This window comes from Streptomyces sp. HUAS YS2 (assembly GCF_033343995.1).
Classification (GTDB): domain Bacteria; phylum Actinomycetota; class Actinomycetes; order Streptomycetales; family Streptomycetaceae; genus Streptomyces; species Streptomyces solicathayae.
Genome location: NZ_CP137573.1, coordinates 5,609,954 through 5,627,078, shown reverse-complemented (window position 1 = coordinate 5,627,078; position 17,125 = coordinate 5,609,954). Strand labels below are relative to the sequence as shown.

24 protein-coding genes are annotated in these 17,125 nt (G+C 70.5%); 10 read left to right on the top strand and 14 right to left on the bottom strand.

What is annotated here, in order from left to right:
• Window positions 1–8: 8 nt before the first annotated feature.
• Entirely contained in the window at window positions 9–2,207 is a 2,199-nt protein-coding gene (locus R2D22_RS26075; protein WP_318107107.1) for an acyl-CoA dehydrogenase family protein, read from the bottom strand.
• Between the two features lie 84 nt (window positions 2,208–2,291).
• On the bottom strand, window positions 2,292–2,762 hold the full coding sequence (locus tag R2D22_RS26070) for a quercetin 2,3-dioxygenase (protein ID WP_318107106.1): 471 nt from the start codon (window positions 2,760–2,762) through the stop codon (window positions 2,292–2,294).
• A gap of 96 nt (window positions 2,763–2,858) precedes the next feature.
• On the opposite strand from R2D22_RS26070, the gene R2D22_RS26065 reads away from it, so the two are divergent.
• Genes R2D22_RS26065 through R2D22_RS26050 form a run of 4 tightly spaced genes read left to right on the top strand, consistent with a single transcriptional unit; the run spans window position 2,859 to window position 4,531 of the window.
• Window positions 2,859–3,272: a DUF4259 domain-containing protein gene (locus R2D22_RS26065; protein WP_318107105.1), complete on the top strand. Its 414-nt coding sequence runs from the start codon at window positions 2,859–2,861 to the stop codon at window positions 3,270–3,272.
• A gap of 20 nt (window positions 3,273–3,292) precedes the next feature.
• A complete protein-coding gene (locus tag R2D22_RS26060; RefSeq protein ID WP_318107104.1) occupies window positions 3,293–3,715 on the top strand; it encodes a helix-turn-helix transcriptional regulator in 423 nt (140 codons plus the stop codon).
• Window positions 3,716–3,725: 10 nt separating this feature from the next.
• Complete coding sequence (locus R2D22_RS26055) at window positions 3,726–4,139, top strand: VOC family protein (protein WP_318107103.1); 414 nt, start codon at window positions 3,726–3,728, stop codon at window positions 4,137–4,139.
• 8 nt (window positions 4,140–4,147) lie between these two features.
• The gene (locus R2D22_RS26050; RefSeq protein ID WP_318107102.1) at window positions 4,148–4,531 is read left to right on the top strand and encodes a hypothetical protein; all 384 of its coding nucleotides are present in this window, start codon (window positions 4,148–4,150) and stop codon (window positions 4,529–4,531) included.
• Window positions 4,532–4,547: 16 nt separating this feature from the next.
• Here R2D22_RS26050 and R2D22_RS26045 read toward each other — a convergent pair whose 3' ends face one another.
• The 5 genes from R2D22_RS26045 to R2D22_RS26025 all read right to left on the bottom strand — a co-directional run bounded on the left by R2D22_RS26045 (window position 4,548) and on the right by R2D22_RS26025 (window position 9,240).
• On the bottom strand, window positions 4,548–5,411 hold the full coding sequence (locus tag R2D22_RS26045) for an alpha/beta hydrolase (protein WP_318107101.1): 864 nt from the start codon (window positions 5,409–5,411) through the stop codon (window positions 4,548–4,550).
• Between the two features lie 186 nt (window positions 5,412–5,597).
• Window positions 5,598–6,836, bottom strand: coding sequence for a cytochrome P450 (locus R2D22_RS26040; protein ID WP_318107100.1), 1,239 nt, complete (start codon window positions 6,834–6,836; stop codon window positions 5,598–5,600).
• Between the two features lie 28 nt (window positions 6,837–6,864).
• Window positions 6,865–8,298, bottom strand: coding sequence for an NAD(P)/FAD-dependent oxidoreductase (locus R2D22_RS26035; RefSeq protein WP_411977077.1), 1,434 nt, complete (start codon window positions 8,296–8,298; stop codon window positions 6,865–6,867).
• The gene (locus tag R2D22_RS26030) at window positions 8,246–8,491 is read right to left on the bottom strand and encodes a ferredoxin (RefSeq protein WP_318107098.1); all 246 of its coding nucleotides are present in this window, start codon (window positions 8,489–8,491) and stop codon (window positions 8,246–8,248) included. The genes R2D22_RS26035 and R2D22_RS26030 overlap by 53 nt, the downstream gene beginning before the upstream one ends.
• Window positions 8,492–8,601: 110 nt before the next feature.
• Window positions 8,602–9,240, bottom strand: coding sequence for a hypothetical protein (locus R2D22_RS26025; protein ID WP_318107097.1), 639 nt, complete (start codon window positions 9,238–9,240; stop codon window positions 8,602–8,604).
• Between the two features lie 114 nt (window positions 9,241–9,354).
• Here R2D22_RS26025 and R2D22_RS26020 point away from each other — a divergent pair, with 114 nt between their 5' ends.
• Both R2D22_RS26020 and R2D22_RS26015 read left to right on the top strand, forming a co-directional pair.
• Window positions 9,355–9,702, top strand: a complete 348-nt coding sequence (locus R2D22_RS26020; protein ID WP_318107096.1) for a VOC family protein — start codon at window positions 9,355–9,357, stop codon at window positions 9,700–9,702.
• A gap of 418 nt (window positions 9,703–10,120) precedes the next feature.
• Entirely contained in the window at window positions 10,121–10,492 is a 372-nt protein-coding gene (locus R2D22_RS26015; RefSeq protein ID WP_318107095.1) for a hypothetical protein, read from the top strand.
• A gap of 72 nt (window positions 10,493–10,564) precedes the next feature.
• Here R2D22_RS26015 and R2D22_RS26010 read toward each other — a convergent pair whose 3' ends face one another.
• From R2D22_RS26010 to R2D22_RS25980, 7 genes are all read right to left on the bottom strand, one after another.
• A complete protein-coding gene (locus R2D22_RS26010) occupies window positions 10,565–11,134 on the bottom strand; it encodes a hypothetical protein (RefSeq protein ID WP_318107094.1) in 570 nt (189 codons plus the stop codon).
• Window positions 11,135–11,179: 45 nt separating this feature from the next.
• On the bottom strand, window positions 11,180–11,368 hold the full coding sequence (locus R2D22_RS26005) for a hypothetical protein (protein ID WP_318107093.1): 189 nt from the start codon (window positions 11,366–11,368) through the stop codon (window positions 11,180–11,182).
• 20 nt (window positions 11,369–11,388) lie between these two features.
• A complete protein-coding gene (locus tag R2D22_RS26000) occupies window positions 11,389–11,532 on the bottom strand; it encodes a hypothetical protein (RefSeq protein WP_318107092.1) in 144 nt (47 codons plus the stop codon).
• Window positions 11,533–11,978: 446 nt separating this feature from the next.
• The gene (locus tag R2D22_RS25995; RefSeq protein ID WP_318107091.1) at window positions 11,979–12,470 is read right to left on the bottom strand and encodes a DNA-binding protein; all 492 of its coding nucleotides are present in this window, start codon (window positions 12,468–12,470) and stop codon (window positions 11,979–11,981) included.
• A 132-nt stretch (window positions 12,471–12,602) separates the two neighbouring features.
• Complete coding sequence (locus R2D22_RS25990; protein ID WP_318107090.1) at window positions 12,603–12,974, bottom strand: hypothetical protein; 372 nt, start codon at window positions 12,972–12,974, stop codon at window positions 12,603–12,605.
• Window positions 12,971–13,174: a DUF397 domain-containing protein gene (locus R2D22_RS25985; protein WP_318107089.1), complete on the bottom strand. Its 204-nt coding sequence runs from the start codon at window positions 13,172–13,174 to the stop codon at window positions 12,971–12,973. The genes R2D22_RS25990 and R2D22_RS25985 overlap by 4 nt, the downstream gene beginning before the upstream one ends.
• The gene (locus tag R2D22_RS25980) at window positions 13,140–13,982 is read right to left on the bottom strand and encodes a helix-turn-helix domain-containing protein (RefSeq protein ID WP_318107088.1); all 843 of its coding nucleotides are present in this window, start codon (window positions 13,980–13,982) and stop codon (window positions 13,140–13,142) included. Before R2D22_RS25980 ends, R2D22_RS25985 begins: the two co-directional genes overlap by 35 nt.
• Before the next feature lie 85 nt (window positions 13,983–14,067).
• Between R2D22_RS25980 and R2D22_RS25975 the strand changes: the two genes are divergently transcribed.
• The 4 genes from R2D22_RS25975 (at window position 14,068) to R2D22_RS25960 (ending at window position 17,082) form a co-directional block, all read left to right on the top strand.
• On the top strand, window positions 14,068–14,454 hold the full coding sequence (locus R2D22_RS25975; protein ID WP_318107087.1) for an ATP-binding protein: 387 nt from the start codon (window positions 14,068–14,070) through the stop codon (window positions 14,452–14,454).
• 46 nt (window positions 14,455–14,500) lie between these two features.
• Window positions 14,501–15,136 carry a class I SAM-dependent methyltransferase gene (locus R2D22_RS25970; protein ID WP_318107086.1) on the top strand — a complete coding sequence of 212 codons (636 nt, stop codon included), beginning with the start codon at window positions 14,501–14,503 and terminating at the stop codon, window positions 15,134–15,136.
• 102 nt (window positions 15,137–15,238) lie between these two features.
• Window positions 15,239–16,120 carry an N-acetylmuramoyl-L-alanine amidase gene (locus R2D22_RS25965; protein WP_318107085.1) on the top strand — a complete coding sequence of 294 codons (882 nt, stop codon included), beginning with the start codon at window positions 15,239–15,241 and terminating at the stop codon, window positions 16,118–16,120.
• A gap of 92 nt (window positions 16,121–16,212) precedes the next feature.
• Entirely contained in the window at window positions 16,213–17,082 is an 870-nt protein-coding gene (locus R2D22_RS25960) for a DUF5336 domain-containing protein (protein WP_318107084.1), read from the top strand.
• Window positions 17,083–17,125: the final 43 nt, after the last annotated feature.

Here is a 17,125-nt window from a genome sequence, read left to right as displayed (position 1 = left end):
GTTCTCCTTCAGTCCCTGGGCAGGCCGAGAATGCGCTCGGCGACGACGTTGAGCTGAACCTGCGTGGTGCCGCCGGCGATGGTCAGGCAGCGGGACATCAGCAGCCCGTGGACGGCCCGCTCCCCCGCGCCCTCGCGCACCGCGCCGGCCGGGCCGAGGAGTTCGAGCGCCAGCTCGGCGACCTTCTGCTGGTGTCCGGTCTGCACGAGCTTGCGGACGCTGGCCCCCGCTCCGGGTTCCAGGCCGGAGACCTGGAGCAGCGTGGTGCGCAGTCCGATGCAGCCGAGCGCGTGCGCCTCGGCGACGAGCGCCCCGATGCGTACGGCGACGGTGTCGTCGACCCGGTCCGCAGCCCCGATGAGGGCCTCCAGACCGGTGTCGAAGGCGACCTGGTCGGCCATGTGGACGCGTTCGTTGCCGAGGGTGTTGCGGGCGACCTTCCAGCCGCCGTTCACCTCGCCGACGACGGCGTCGGGAGGCAGCAGCACATCGTCGAACCAGACCTCGTTGAAGAGCGAGTCCCCGGTGATCTCCTTCAGCGGCCGGATGTCGATCCCGGGCCCCTCTCGAGTGTCACCGGCCTTCATGTCGACGACGAAGTACGTGAGCCCCTGGTGCTTGGGGGCGTCGGGGTCGGTCCGGGCGAGGAGGATGCCGTAGTCGGCCCACTGGGCGGCGCTCGTCCAGACCTTCTGACCGTTGATCCGCCAGCCGTCCTCGGTGCGTTCGGCGCGGGTGCGCAGGGAGGCGAGGTCGGATCCGGCGCCAGGCTCGCTGAACAGCTGGCACCACAGCAGTTCGCCGCGGAGCGTGGGGGCGAGGTAGCGCTCCTGCTGCTCGGTCGTGCCGTACGCGAGCAGCGAGGGCACGACCCAGGTGGCGATGCCGAGCCCGCTCGGGCTGACCCCGGCGGCCGTCAGCTCCTGCTGCACGGCGAGCTGCTGCACGGGCCCGGCGCCGAGCCCGTACGGCGGGGGCAGGTGCGGGGCGGCGTAGCCGGTGGGCGCGAGGGCGCGGCGGGCGGCCTTCGGGTCGAGTCCGCGGGCCGGTGCGATCGCCTCGCGCGCCTCGGCCCGGTAGGCGTCGGCCTCGGCCGGCAGCTGGAGCCGCAGCTCGCGCCGGGTCCCGGCGGCGGCGAGCCGGACGGCCCGCGCGCGGTGGGTGTCGCCCGCGCCGAGGAGCTGGCGGGCGACGACGGCGCGGCGCAGGTGGAGATGGGCGTCGTGCTCCCAGGTGAACCCGATGCCGCCGAGGATCTGGATGCAGTCCTTGGCGCAGCCGTACGCGGCGTCGAGCGCGGCGGAGGCGGCGAGGGCGGCGGTGAGGGCGCGGACGTCGTCGGTCGCGTCGGGGTCGTCGGCGGCGAGGGCGGCGTCCCAGGTCAGGGCGCGGGCCTGTTCGAGCCGGACGAGCATGTCGGCGCAGAGGTGCTTGATGCCCTGGAACTGTCCGATCGGCCGGCCGAACTGTTCGCGCGTCTTGGCGTACTCGACGGCGGTGTCCAGCGCCCGTCCGGCGGTCCCGCAGGCGTCGGCGGCGTACAGGACGGAGGCGAGGTCGCGTACGGGGCCGGTGCCGGGGCCGTAGGCGAGGACGCGGTCGGCGGGGACAGTGACGGACGCGGCGGTGACCTCGGCGGTCGGCCGGGTGGGGTCGGCGCTGTCGTGGACGCGTACGGCGAGGGCGTCGGCGTCGACGGCGGCCCAGAGGACGGTGCCGTCGGCGGTCTCGGCGGCCAGGATCATCAGGTCGGCCTGCGCGCCGCCGAGCACCGGCGGGGCGGTCCCGGTGAGCAGCAGCCCGCCGTCCTCGGCGGGTACGGCGGTCAGCGCGCCGGCCCCGAGGGCGACGGCGCCGGTCCGGCGCCCGGAGGCCAGCTCCTCGACGAGCCCGCCCTGCCCGGCGCGCCGCAGGATCTCGGCGGCGAGGACGGTCGGCAGGTACGGGCCGGGCAGCACGGCCCGCCCGGCCTCCTCCAGGACGACGGCCAGGTCGGCGAGTCCGCCGCCGCCTCCGCCGTACTCCTCGGGCAGGTGCAGCCCGAGCAGCCCCTGCTCGGCGAGCGCGTCCCAGTGACCGGGGCGGACGGTGGCGGTGCCGGGTACGTCGAGGTGCTTGCGCACCTCCTCGGCCGGCGCGACCCGGGCCAGCAGCCCGCGGACCGCCTTGGCGAGCTCCCGCTGTTCGTGCGTGATGGCGATGCCCATGGCAGGGCAGACTAGAACACGTTCCAATCTGACGGAAGGTCAGATGCGCCGGGAATCACGCGCGTAGTTGTGCGAGGACCGGCCCTAGCCCTCCGGCGACCTCACCTGCATCCCGTAGCGGGCCCCGACCTCCGCGATCCGCGCGATGTCCGGCGGTCCTTCGGGGACGGGGGGAAGCGTGTTCGACGTCGCGGGTTCGCCCACCTCGGCGAAGAACTCCTCGAAGCCTCCCGGCTGGTACACGGAAAGGAACTTGGCGGTCCCCACCGGTTCCGGCTGTTCCCAGACGCCCGCCGGAATGTGCACGAAGGACCCGGGACCCGCCTCCACGACCTCGCCGTCGAGGTGGAAGCGCATCCGTCCCTCCAGGACGTAGACCGTCTCGCTGCAGTCGTGCGTGTGCGGCGGCGGGCCCATGCCCTCGCGCACCGTGAACTCGATGACGGTCATCGCGCCGCCGGTGTCGGCGGCCCCCACCTTCACCGTGTACAGACCGCCCAGCACCCAGTACGAGCGTCCCTCCCCGGGCTTGTGCGTCACCATTTGCTCGCCCATGAGGAAAAACCTCCTCTCCTCCAGCGTCCGACCGCCCGGGGACCGCCGCAACCGCCGGAGGCGGCGTTGTCAGTGCCACCTGCCACGATGCCTCCCATGGGTACCTGGGACATCGGACACTTCGACAACGACTCGGCGGCGGACTTCGGGGGCGCCCTCGGCGACCTGCCTCGGCACGAACGCCCCGGACTGATCCGCGCGCAGTTCCTCGCGGTGATCGGGACGGGCGAGGAGTTCCTCGACTCGGACGAGGCGGCGACGGCCCTCGCCGCCGCGGCGCTCGTGGCGGCGCAGTGCCCGGGCGGCGACCCGGTCACCACGGCCTACGGCCCGGACGAGCCGCTGCCCGAGCTGCCCCTGGACCTGCGCCCGCTCGCGGTGCAGGCCCTGGACCGGATCCTTGGCCCGGACTCCGAGCTGGTGGAGCTGTGGGAGGAGTCGGCGGACGGCGGCCTGTGGCGGGACGGCGTGCTGCGCCTGCGCGGCACGATCGCGGCCGCGACGTCCTGACCCTGTGCGATCGTGGAGGGGTGACTTCGCTGGAGGATCTTGCCCGGCTGCGTCGGGCCCGTGACCAGATGGACCGGGACTACGCGGAGCCGCTCGACGTGGCCGCGCTGGCGCGGACCGCGCTCATGTCGACCGGCCATTTCGCCCGCAGCTTCCGGGCCGCCTACGGCGAGACGCCTTACAGCTATCTCATGACCCGCCGCATCGAACGGGCGAAGGCCCTGCTGCGGCGCGGCGACCTCTCGGTGACCGAGGTCTGTTTCGAGGTCGGCTGTACGTCACTGGGGTCCTTCAGCTCCCGGTTCACCGAGCTGGTCGGCGAGAGCCCCAGCGCGTACCGGGCCCGCGACCACGGCGACGTCGCCGACATCCCCGCCTGCGTCGCCAAGGTCCACACCCGACCGGTCAGGAACGGAGAAGCGAAAGCCGCGCCCCACGCCTAACGTCGTGGGCATGGACATCAACCTCTCCCAGTGCTTCATCGCCGTCGACGACCACGACAAGGCCCTCGGCTTCTACCGCGACATCCTCGGCCTGGAAGTACGCAAGGACGTCGGCTACGAGAACATGCGCTGGGTCACCCTCGGCTCCCCCTCCCAGCCCGACGTGAACATCGTGCTCGAACCCCCGCTCGCCGACCCCAGCGCCTCCGCCGCCGACCGCGAGACCTTGAACGAGCTGCTGGCCAAGGGCCTGCTGCGGGGCGTCATCTTCACCACCGACGACGTCGACGCGATCTTCGAGAAGATCCGCGCCGCCGGCGGCGACGTCCTCCAGGAGCCGGTCGACCAGCACTACGGCGTCCGTGACTGCGCCTTCCGCGACCCCGCCGGCAACATGATCCGCTTCCAGCAGCCGAGCAGCTAGCCGACGCCATGGCACGACCCATCTACTACGTCGACCGCTCCGACATCCGCGAGGGCAAGCTCGCGGATGTCCGGAGCGGTCTGCGCGACCTCGCCGCGTTCGTCGAGGAACGCGAGCCGCAGCTGCTCGCCTACCACTTCTACATCGACGAGTCCGCGTCCACTATGACCCTCATCGCCACCCACCCGGACTCGGCGTCGATGGAGTTCCACATGGAACTCGGCATGGAGCGCTTCCGCGCGTTCAGCACGCTCATCCGCATGACATCCATCGACGTCTACGGCGACCCGAGCACGGCCGTCGTCGCCCGCCTCCGCGAGAAGGCCGAGATGCTCGGCGGCGGCACGGTCACCGTCCACACGGAGCAGGCGGGCTTCAGCCGGTGGCCGTGACGGTGCCGCCGGCGCTTCAGACGAGTTTCGTCAGCAGCTCCGCGAAGACGCCGGGCCTGCTGAAGTAGCCGACGTGCGAGGCCGCGAGGGTGTGCACGTCGAAGGGATGGTGCGGGGTCAGCGCGTCCGCCGCGCGGATCATGTGGTCCTGGACCGCCAAGGGAAGGCTCCGGTCGTCGGAGAGTCGTACGTACGTGTGCGGCACCCGCCCCCACGCGTCGGCCCGGACCAGCGCTCCCGGCTCCATCACCGCGTAGGTCTCGTCCGGGTCCAGGGAGTCGAGCAACAGCCGGAACTGATGGTCGGTCGAGTCGGCCATGATGGCGGCCTTCAACGCGGCGAACACCTCCGGATCGGCGTGGGCGGCCCGCCAGTTCAGCCGGGCCACCCCCGGATCGCCCTCGCGCGGCACGGCGATCCGGGCCACCGCGGCGTCCATCAGGTTGTCGTCGGCCACGTCCCACGCCTCGGTGAGCATGGCCGGATCCGCGAGGCAGAGCGCGGAGAGGTAGACCACCCGGTCCAGCAGGGCCGGTACGGCGTTGGCCACCGCGCTGATCGTCAGCCCGCCGAGGCTGTTGCCGACCAGGACGACCGGGCCCGACGGGGCGAGCCGCCGCACGACGCCCACCACATGGCGGACGTTGTCCGCCAGCGTGACACCGCGCACCGGGGAGGGCGCGGCGGCGAACGCCGCCACGTCCTGGGGCTGCTGGTAGTAGGCGGCCGGAATGCCGGCCAGGTCGCCGTGGCCGGGCAGGTCCACAGCATGCGAACGGTAACCGAGCAGGGCCAGTTCGTTCTGCAACGGGCCCCAGGCCCGGGCGTTGCTGGAGCCGCCGTGAACGCATACGAAAACGGGGCGCGAGTCTGCGCGCATGGTGAAGATCCTCGTCATCCTGAGGTGAGGTGAATGGTGGACGTGGGACCCGGTGTCGGCGGACCGACACCACGGTCAGCGCGTCGACCGGATGCGCAGCGCGTACCAGTTGTGGATGACAGAGGACATGCGAGGCAACGTAACAGCCGGCTCCGTAACCCGCACCGCCTTTTTCGCCGACGGGCGCTAGGGGCGGATCCCGTCGCAGGTGATGTGCAGGTGGCGCGGGCCGCGCAGGACCGCGTTCTGCCGGTACGGGGGCGGGTCGTCGACCAGGCGTGGGTTCTCCAGCCTGCGGGCCAGCTCGGACAGGGCGAGTTGGGCCTCCAGGCGGGCGAGCGGGGCGCCGAAGCAGCTGTGGATGCCGCTGCCCAGGCCGAGGTGCTGGATGTCCGGGCGGTCCGGGTCGAAGCGGTCCGGGTTCTCGAAGCGCAGGGGATCGCGGTTGCCGGACGCCAGGACCAGCCAGAGGGACGAGCCCTTGGGGATCGTGACGCCGCGGACCTCGATGTCGGCGAGCGTGGTGCGCTGCGGCAGCAGCTGCACCGGCGGCTCGAAGCGCAGCAGTTCCTCGACCAGCGGCACGACCAGCTTCGGTTCGGCCCGCAGCCGCTGCAGGACGTCGGGATTGCGCAGCAGCGTCAGCATGCCGTTGGTGATGAGGTTGACCGTGGTCTCGTGCCCCGCGATCAGCAGCAGCGCCGCGGTGCTGAGCAGCTCCATCGTGGTCATCTGACCGTCCTCGCCCCTGGACGTGGCCAGTTGGGACAGCATGTCGTCCCCGGGGTTCTTGCGGCGCTCCTCGATCAGCCCGGCCAGGTACATGCCCAGCTCCATCCGGGCCTCGTTCGCACCCTTGCCCCGCTCGGCGGGATCGGCGTCCGGGTCGGGGTCCAGGCTCGCGGCGAGGGTGTCCGCCCAGGTGTGGAAGCGCGACTCGTCCTCGCGCGGCACCCCGAGCAGCCGGCAGATCACCGTCACCGGGAACGGGTACGAGAACTGTTCCACCAGGTCGATCCGGCCGGGGTCGTCGATGCCGGCGATGAGGCCGTCGACGATGTCGTGGAGCTCCGGGCGCATGTCGTCGACCCGGCGGGGCGAGTGGGGCGGGCCGAAGTGCCGGTTGGTCATGCGCCGCATCCGGTCGTGCTCCGGCGGGTCGAGCTTCAGGAAGCCCGGCGGCAGGGCGCCCTCCTGCGGGGTGGTCTCCTCGGCCAGCGGATCGGCGCCGGCCGAGGCCAGGTTGCGGGCGTCGGAGCTGATCCGGGGATCGTGCAGAAGGCTGCGGATCTCGTAGTACGTGCTGATCACGTACGGACCGCCGTCCTCGTGGTGGACGGGCGTCTTCCGCAGCTCCTCGTAGATCGGGTACGGATCGGCCCGGTTGGCGTGGTCCAGGATCTGGTGCAGCAGCGATTGCGTCATGGCAGGTCGTCCTCGTGGCCGTGCGGGGTCAGTGCGCGGGGATGAACGTGATCCGGCGGTCGGCCGGCGAGTAACCGCTGAGGGTCACGGTCGGGCCGTGGGAGGGCACGGACGGGTCGGGGAAGTCCGCGTCCATCGGCCGCTGTCCGTCCGGATGCCGGTCGACCGTGGGGAACGACGGCGGGAACGGCGCGGTGCTCTCGATCAGCTCCTGGTAGAACGGCAGCCACCGGCCGTGGTCGAAGGAGACGGCGCCGATCACGCGCCCCTGGTACCCGTAGACGCCGACGAACCGGCGGCTCTCCAGCGAGCCCTGCGCGATGAGGATCTCCGTCCCCATCGACGGCACTCCGACCGACTTGATGTTGACGCCGAACTGCGAGGACCAGAAGGCCGGTACCTCCATGTGCGGCAGGCGGTCCGTGCTCTCGCTGATCATGTTGTGCGCCGCGATCCCCGCCTGGGCGACCGCGTTGCCCCAGTGCTCCAGGGACAGGAACTGGTAGCCGAACAGGGGGTGTGGGCAGCGCGCGACGTCACCCGCCGCGTAGATGTCGTCGGTGACGATTCCTCGGATGTCGAAGGCGCGGCAGCCGGCGTCGCAGGCGATGCCGCGGGGGCCGGCCCCGAGTCCCGAACCGGCGAGCCATTCGGTGTTGCGGAGGGCGCCGAGCGAGACGACGACCACGTCGGTCTCGACCGTGGAGCCGTCCGACAGATGGGCGGCGCGCACCCGTCCCGAGGCGTCCCCCTCCAACGCCGTCACCATGACCCCGCACCGCAGGTCCACCCCGTGCTCGCGATGCAGGCCGGCGGACACCGCGCCGATCACCCCGCCGAGCGCGCCGACCAGGGGCGACGCGCCGCGTTCGGCAACGGTGACGGGGATGCCGCGTTCACGGCAGGCGGAGGCGACCTCCGAGCCGGCGAACCCGCCCCCGATGACCAGGACCCGCTTGGGCCCGTCGGCGAGCCGCCGGGCGAGCGCGGCACCGTGGTCACGGGTCCGCAGCACGAAGACGCCGTCGAGCTCCGCCTCCTCCTCGCGCGGCCACGGGCGTGCCCGGACCCCGGTGGCGATCAGCAGCCGGTCGTACGGCACCTCGTCGCCGTCGGCCAGCCGCACCCGACGGGCGGCCATGTCCAGGCCCGCGGCGGGAACGCCGAGCCGCCAGGTCGCGTCGACGGACCGGAGCCGGGGCAGCGCGGTGCGGTCCGCGCGCGCCTTGCCCAGCAGCACCTGCTTGGACAGCGGAGGGCGGTCGTACGGCTCCCCGGGCTCGTCGCCGATCATGGTCAGAGACCCCTCGAAGCCCTTGGCCCGCAGGGTCTCGGCGGCCCGCAGGCCGGCCAGCGAGGCGCCGACGACGACGATGCGGCCCTCGCGCTTGAGCTGCTCCAAGGCTCCGTCACCGCGCACCGGACACCGCCTCGGCCGAGGCGTCGACGGCGTCCACGGCATCGACCGCGTCGACGAGGATGGCCTGGACGGGGCACGCCGCGGCGGCCTGAGCCAGCTTCGCGCGCTGCGCCTCGTCGGCCTCCGGGTCGTACAGCAGCGCCTCGTCGCCGTGCATCGTGAAGATCTCGGGAGCGAGGAACGCGCACTGCGCATACCCCTGACAGCGGTTCAGATCGACGGCAATCCTGACCACGGGAACGGTCCTCTCCGACGGGCCCGGTCGAGTCCCCCGCACACACTCTGGGTGGCCGGGCGGGCCGCGGCGACGGGGAGCGGACCGTTCGAGTGAGCGGTGCGGCCGGATCAGGCCGAGGCGGCGGGCCGTGCCGTGCCGGGACGCCGCCCCCACAGGATGTTCAGGCTCAGGAGCAGCACCCAGGCCGGAAAGACCAGCTCGGACCAGGGCACGGACGCTCCCACGACGAGCAGCGTCAGGCCCGCCAGATAGCCGAGGACGACGAGCGGACGTGGGAGCGCGCCCAGCCGGCGGCCGATGCTCGAGGTGGTGATGACGAACACCGCCGCCATCCGCATGGCGTACGTGGTCAGCAGCGCGTAGGCGACGTCACGGCCGAAGGACGAGCCCTGCCCGCCCTCGTCGAGAACCGTCCAGGCCGCCGCGGCGGCGCCGAACAGGGTCGCGACGAAGATCAGACCGCTGCCCAGCAGCACGGTGGAGAGGAACTTGTCCTCGCGCTCGCCCGCCTGCTCCCGCAGCGCCCCCATGAACCACAGGAACGCGATCCCAGCGAACGGGACCAGCTCCAGCGCCGTCCGCACGGCGCTCCGCTCCCCGGCGTCGACGGTCACCCCGTCCCCGTCGGCGCCGCCCGGCAGCGCGACGCGCACCAGAACGATCGCCGTGGCCGTCAGGATCGCGAACACCACCCCGGCCACACCGGCGGCTCTGGGTGGCGCAAGGCGCTTGTACTTCCACTCCATGGTCTCCAGACACCAGGGAGCGCGGGACTCACGCCACCGGGATCACCCGGGCGGAAGACCTCGGGTGCGCCATACAGTCGTGCAGAGCCTCAGTCCTGCCACTTGGAGTAGTCGATGGCCGTTCGCCGTGTCGTACCCAATGTCCAGTCTTCGGCTGTGCGGGAGAGCCGGGACTTCTATGGCCTGCTCGGGTTCGAGGAGGTCATGAACCACGGCTGGATCATGACCCTGGGCTCCCCGTCGAACCCGGCGGCCCAGATCAGTTTCATGGCCGACGACAAGACCGCCCCGGTCACGCCCGACCTGAGTGTCGAGGTGGAGGATGTGGACGCGGCGTACGAGGCCCTGCGCGCCAGCGGCGCGGAGATCGTGCACCCGTTGCAGGACGAGGAATGGGGCGTGCGCCGGTTCTTCGTCCGTGACCCCAACGGCCGGGTGATCAACGTGCTGGGCCACCGCTGACGCTCCGCCTAGGGCCTGTTCCACGTTTGGATCATCTGGGTCAGAGGCTGCGGAGCCAGATGACGGCACCGCGCAAGTCGAGTCCGGCAAGGTAGCTGGCGGGAGTCTTGTCACAGTGGCCAGACCCCGCCACTCTTTGATCTTGGGTCGACCAGAAGCCGTAGCGTTCAGGGATGTCACGCCACGGGCTCCCTGTCACCACGCCGGCCTGAGCCTCTACCGCATCGTCCGCGAGCTACACACCCTCCTCGCGACATGGACCGGCGTATGCCCCACCTGCCACCGCGGCATACCCACACCAGCCCCAACCTGACCAAGCCCTACTAGGCTTCGCGGCGAGTTCCCGCGTGGCTGGTGGCGCTCGGCGCGATGGTGGATTACCGGAATCCGTGAACTGGCACTGACCACTGTGGCGGCTGTGACCACCGTGGTGTTCGTCGGCGAGATGGTGCGCTCCGTGCAGCATCGCAACGAGCCGAGGACCCTGGCGCGTCTGGCCGGCACGTTCGAGGGGTACGTGGCCAGCCTCTTGGCCAGCAGCGCAGGCTTGGTCGTTCTGGCCACCCTGGCGATCAAGGACAGTCTGCCTGTGGTGCTGACGGCGTTGCTGGCCGGGTGGTGTCTGCTCAACATCGCCATCAGTCCCACGGTGTTCGTCGTGGCGGCCCGGTCGAGGATCCGGCAGCCGGCAGCGTGGGCTGAGCTGGATTTCGTCGAGCAGCACGCGCCCAAGTACGGCCGGCCACCGGAGACGATTGAGGAGTACCGGGCGCAGCAGCTCCAGGAGTAGGTGTCAGAGAAAAGACAGAACCCCGTGGACATGATGTCCACGGGGTTCTGTGCTGCCTAGGTGGTGCGGCAATCAGCTGTGCTGGTTGCAGTCCTTGGCCATCAAGGCCTTCGCCTGGTCGCTGTCGGCGGGGATGAGCTGGACCTGGTCGATCGAATAGGCGAAGGTATACCCGAGCGTGATCATGCTGTTCGACATCGAGATCGAGCCGGATCCCAAGTCAGTGCCTGTCTGGTCGGAGCCGTTGACGTCGTCCCAGAGCACACTGGTCCGGCTGTCGTTGATCGTGCCGGTCGAGAGAACCTGGTACTGACCCGTGTCGGTCTTGCCGTCCTTGACGATGGAACCGTGCTTGATGTCGTCGAGGGCCTTCGTTGTCAGCTGGCACTGCTGGTCGCCAGCGGTGACGTTGATGTACGTGATCTTGTGGCCTTCGACGGCTGCGATGCCGCCGCGCTCCCCGTCGGTGATGGAGATGTAGGCACCGTCGAAGCTGGAAGCCTGGCTGCTGCTGGGGCTCCGGGAGGAAGCAGCATCGCTGCTCCCGCCGCAGGCGGTGAGCATGAGCGCGCCCCCGGCCAGGGCCACGGCGGACACGGCGATCCTGGTCCGCGTCGCATGCGCAGTCCTGGTGGTCTTCATGGCGTTCTTCCTTCGTTCGTTCTGGATGGTCGGTCGGGGTCAGCTCTACGGAGGCTGGGTCGGTGGCATCTGCGGGATCGCAGACGCCTGACGCGACGGCAACCGGATGAGGACGGCAGCAGCCAGCATCACGACCGACAGCAGCGCCAGGAGCACCACGCCTGCTCCGACGGAGGCGTAACGGGTGCCGCTGGCGGAGCCCAAGGTCCCGAAGCCGTCGATCACGTCGATCAAGCCTGCGACGGTGCCACGACTCAGGCGGTTATGCGGGACCACTTCACGTTGAGGAGGATCGTCAGGATGAACGCGGCGATGGCCACGAGCATGACGCAGAGCAGGAAGCCGACCTCGTCGCTGAAGTAGTTGACCGAGAAGCCTATGGCCGAGGTGACCGGCATGAACAGCGCGCGGCCCGCTGCTCGGCCGTGACAACGGGCGGAACCTGCGGTCGCGGCGGCACGGCCTGTGACGCTGTTGCATGGCCCTGTGTCGGCTGCTCGGGTAACTGAGGCTGATCCTCAGTCATAACCGCCCCCGCTTCATCTTGTTCAGTCCTGCGTGTCCAGGCGGTGCCATCTTCACAGGGACCAGCGTCTCGGCTCCACAGTTCCACACTGCATCCCCGAGACCCGCCTCCCGACCACGCCCGGGAGCCGAAGCTGGCCCCCTTGAGGACCACCTGACCGGCTTCCGAGCCTTCTTCTCGTACATCAGCACTTGCGAAGGCATTCACAAGCCCACTATCACTATCGCAGATTGATGTACCGGATGTACCACCTGACGACAGAAAGCCAGTCAAAGTCGCCTATGAATAGGTGACTTTGACTGGCCAGGACTCAGTCTGTCAGGCGTCTTCTCGGAGGTTGCCGAGTCGATGCTCAGTCAACGCCAGTGCGACTTCGGACTGGTTGAGCGCGTGCTCGCCGTCCTGGATGCGCCACTGCAGACGCTGCACGGGCGGGGCATCTGCTTCTTGGACTGCCAGGTCGCCGAGTTCACGCAGCTCTGCGTACACTCCCTGCAGCTGTTCCTCGTGGTGTGCTGACCGGACCCTGAGGCGGCCAGCCCACTCTTCCCACCAGCGCACCCGCGACTCGCGGTCGAGCGTGGTCTTCCCCTCGATCCAGGCACGGAGCTCGGTTGGGTCGACGTCACTCGGGAGCCCCGTGGCAAAAGGCCCCTCGGGTTCCGGCATGTCGATAGGGATGTGCGACAGCAGCACCGCGGGGGTCGTGTTGAGCACGTAGGCGATCGCGACGAGATCATCGACGGTCAGGGGGCGATCGCATCGCTCCATCTCCGCGAGAGCGTCGGCTGAGATCGGGTGATCGAGCATCGAGACACCACGCCGGCCTGAGCCTCTACCGCATCGTCCGCGAGCTACAGACCCTCCTCGCGACATGGACCGGCGTATGCCCCACCTGCCACCGCGGCATACCCACACCAGCCCCAACCTGACCAAGTCCTACTAGTCCCGCCCGAGGGCCCGGCGCAGGCGGCTCTTGACGGGCGGTTCGGCGGGGACGAGCTCCTCGGCGTGCTCCAACTGCGCGACGGAGAAGCGGACCAGGCGCGAGCTGGTGTACGGCTCCTTCTTCTCGTCGTGCCAGTGCGAACGCAGGATCTCCACGAGCCAACTCGCCTCGGAGGTACGGAAGACCCGCCGCCCGACCTGCGGGATGGTGTCCACCGGCCACTCCTTGCCGTCGTCCCGGCAGGCCCGCGTCAGCTCGGTGGCGCGCGCGACGGCCTGCGCGCGGTCGCCGTCGACGTGGACGGTCCGCAGGAGTACCCAGTCGTCGTACCGCGCGCCCTCGACCAGGACGTACCAGTCGCTCACCGACCGATCCGGTCCTGCGCCGCGGCCTCGACGAATGCCGCGAAGGCGGCGGGGGCGAGGGTGAGGACGGGGCCGGCGGGGTTCTTGGAGTCGCGGACGGCGACGTGGGGGGCGAGGTCGGCGACCTCGATGCAGTCGCCGCCGGTGTTGCCACTGAACGAAGACTTACGCCACCGCGCGTTCTTCGGGCCGCTCCCCATAACGTTCCTCCATCACGCGCAAGATCAGTTCCGCCGAATCCTCCACGGAAAGGGCGGAGGCCTGCAAGTGAGCGTAACGAAGCGTTGCTTCGCGCACCGTCTCAGGATTGGCCGTCGTGTGCCCCGAGATGACGTCCTCCGTGTAGACCACGTCAGGGTCATCGTCGAACCGGAGCAGGTTGAACGATCCGATCAAGCTGGCGTGCTCGCCTGCCTCGTACGGGAGAACCTGCACCCGGACCCAGCGCTGGTCCGAGTAACTCAACAGGCGCTCCAGTTGGTTACGCATCACATCGTGGCCGCCGATCGGCCTGTGCAGCGCGGCCTCGTCCAACACGACCCAGACCATGGGTGGGCGGTCCCTCTTCAGGATTCGCTGGCGCTCCATTCGTGCCGCGACGAGATCGCTCAACCTCTTCGGCAACCCCGTTGCCAGTACCGACCGCGCGTACGCCTCCGTCTGCAACAGGCCGTAGACCAGCTGCGACTGGTAGGTCGAGATGTACGCCGCCTTCGCCTCCAGCTCCGCGTACGCCTGGAACCACGCCGGCAGCTGACTCCGCAGCACCAGCCCCACCAAGCGACTGAACACCCCGCCCGTCAGCAGCGCCGCGTCGACCCGTTCCGAGAACTCCCGCGTCGGGACCTTCTTCGCCGTCTCGATCTGGCCGATCAGAGAACCCGTGCAGTAGACGAGCCGCCCCAGATCCGGCTGCTTGAGGTTCGCCTCCTCTCTCAGCCGTCTCAACTCGGAGCCGTAGTAGTCCAGCGGAGACGCGCTGGGATCCAGGTCACGGATGTTGCTCACCGCGCGGGTCACCCCCAAACGAACGCCCGCAGGCGTTGGGTTCGGTCCGTAGCCGAGCGTAACCAACCGACCGCACTCTGATGGCATGAATCACGTAACTGAGGCGACCTACCGCATGGGGTTCACCGTCGGTGAGCACTCCGCCCGCCACATGCGCCGCATCCTGCGCAGCTTTCTCGTCCACTGGCGGCTGCCCCACCTCGTCGACGCCGCCGAGCTCGCGCTCACCGAGCTCGTCGCGAACGTCGTGCGGCACGTGCCGGACCGGCGGTGCGCGGTGATCGTGCTGCGCGAGCCGTACGGGCTGCGGGTCGAGGTCGCTGACGGGGTGCCCGGCTCGGTCGCCGCGAAGGGCGGGGATCCGCTGGACGAGGGCGGGCGGGGGTTGCTGCTGGTGGAGGCGGTGACGGACCGGTGGGGGGTGGAGGAGGCGGGGGACGGGAAGAGGGTGTGGTTCGAGTGCGACGCGTAGGGCACGATGGGCGCCCGGACCCGCGTACCCGTCAGTAGGAGATCCCATGCCCGCCCCCGAGATCCTTTCCGCCTTCGAGTCGGCCAAGGGCTTCATGCCCGTCAAGGAGGGGCTGGCGCTGTACGAGGCCGCCGCCGAGGCGGCGAAGCTCGGGCTTCCGCTCCTCGAGGTCGGGACGTACTGCGGCCGGTCGACGATCCTGCTGGCGGACGTGGCGCGGGAGGCCGGGGTGATGGCGGTGACGGTGGACCACCACCGGGGCAGCGAGGAGCAGCAGCCGGGGTGGGAGTACCACGACCCGACGGTCGTGGACCCGGAGGTCGGACTGATGGACACGCTGCCGACGTTCCGCCGCACGCTGCGCAAGGCGGGTCTGGAGGACCACGTGATCGCCGTCGTCGGCCGCTCGCCGCAGGTGGCGAAGGTGTGGGCGGGCGAACTCGGCTTCGTGTTCATCGACGGCGGGCACACCGACGAGCACGCCACGAACGACTACGAGGGCTGGGCCCCCAAGGTCGCCGAGGGAGGTCTGCTGGTCGTGCACGACGTGTTCCCGAACCCGGAGGACGGCGGCCAGGCCCCGTACCGGATCTACTGCCGGGCCATCGAGTCGGGGGCGTTCGAGGAGATCTCGGTCACCGACTCGCTCCGCGTGCTGCGCCGCGTGGGCGCGGGGATCTGAGCGGATCCGGGCCCGTCGCCCGCCGCCTGCCGCGCGGCCGAATGTCCGGTCTGTCGCGGCGGGGCTCGAACAACTGACGGCCCCGCGCCGTAGAGTCGCGGGGTGCCCCACCACCGGAAGATCCTCGCCGTCACGCTGTCCGCCGCCGCCTGCGCCGCGCTCGCCGGGTGCGGCAGCGGCTCCGGCGCCGCACCCCGGGCCGCCGCGAAGAGCCCCACGACGAAGAGCCCCACAGCGAAGGGTCCCGACGCGAAGAGCGGGGTGAACCCGGCCGCGTCCGCGCCGGCGCCCGGCGCCGCCCGCGCCGCGCTGCCTCTCGCCGGCCGGACCGTCGTCGTCGACCCGGGGCACAATCCGGGTAATTTCCAACACACCGCCGATATCAACAAGAAGGTCGATATCGGGACCCATCCCAAGGAATGCGACACCACGGGTACCTCCACCGCGGACAACTACACGGAAGCCGCATTCACCCTGGATGTTTCACACCGTCTGCGGGATCTCCTCAAGGCGCAGGGTGCGACGGTCGTCCTCACCCACGACGCCGACCGGCCCTTCGGGCCGTGCATCGACGAGCGCGCCCGCCTCGGCAACGCCGCGAAGGCCGACGCCGTGGTGTCGGTGCACGCGGACGGTTCGGCCGCGGGACACCGGGGTTTCCACGTGATCCTGCCCGCCCTCGTCCAGTCGGGGGCCGCGGACACCTCGAAGATCGTGGGGCCGTCGCGTACCCTCGGCGAGCGCATCGCCACACACTTCGCGAGCGCCACCGGCACGTCGCCGGCCAACTACATTGGTTCCGGCACCGGGTTGGACATCCGCTCGGACCTCGGCGGGCTGAATCTCTCGACCGTTCCCAAGGTCTTCCTGGAATGCGGCAATATGCGTGATCCGAAGGATGCCGCGTTGCTCTCGAATGCGGCATGGCGCCAGAAAGCGGCGCGGGGAATCGCGGACGGCATCGGGACCTACCTGAAGGGGTAGCCCCCACGGGACGATAGATTCGTCCGTACGACGGTGCCGCCCCCGTGCCTTGCGCCACCCCGACGAGACGACCCGACGAAGGACTCTTTCACGTGAATATCCGTGCGCTCACCCGAGGCGACGGCGTGGTGATCGGAGCAGCGGTCCTGCTGTTCATCGCCTCGTTCCTGGATGTCTCCAGCTGTAACGCCGCGGCCAGCATCTGCGACCGGGTGCCCTCGACGTTCTCCTGGGAGATCTCCCAGCTCGGCTGGGGCGCCTTCTTCCTGGGTATCGCCGGCGGCGCCCTCGTGGTCGTGTCGCACGGCCTGCCGCAGCCCCGCAAGGTCGCGGGTCTGGACCTGGCCCAGGTCGGTGCCGCGTTCGCCGTGGCGGCGGCCTGGAACCTGCTGATGTGGATCTTCGAGTCCACCAACGTCGGCGCCGGTCTCATCCTCGGCACCATCGCCGCCCTGGCGCTGGCCGGTGCCGCTGTCGCCGCCCCGCTGGTGCCCGCGCTCAAGGCGCCGCTGGTGACCGCGCCGAAGCCGCAGGCCCCGCAGCCGTACGGCATGCAGCCGGGCCAGCAGGGCCACCCCGGTCAGCCGGGTGTCCAGGGCGGCTACGGCTACCCGGGCGCGCAGCAGCACCAGCCGTACGGCGCCCAGCCGGGTCAGCCGGGCGACCCGCACGCCCAGCAGGGCCAGCCCTTCGGCGCCCAGCAGGGTCAGCCGCAGCCGGGTGCGCCGGAGCAGCAGCACGGCGCCCAGCCGCAGCCGGCCGCCGACTTCGCGCCGTTCTGGTTCGCCGTCCCGGTCGCCCGCCCGCTGTACGCGGAGGACGGCTCGCAGGCGCCGATCGCCGAACTGGCCCCGGGTACCTGGTACCTGGCGGTCGACAAGCGCGGTGACGCGCTGGTGGCGCAGACCCAGGACGGGCGTCGCGGCGTCCTCCAGGACACCACGGGCATCCAGCACGGCTGATCCCGCCCGCTCCTCACCGACGGCCCCTCGCCCTTCCGGGCGG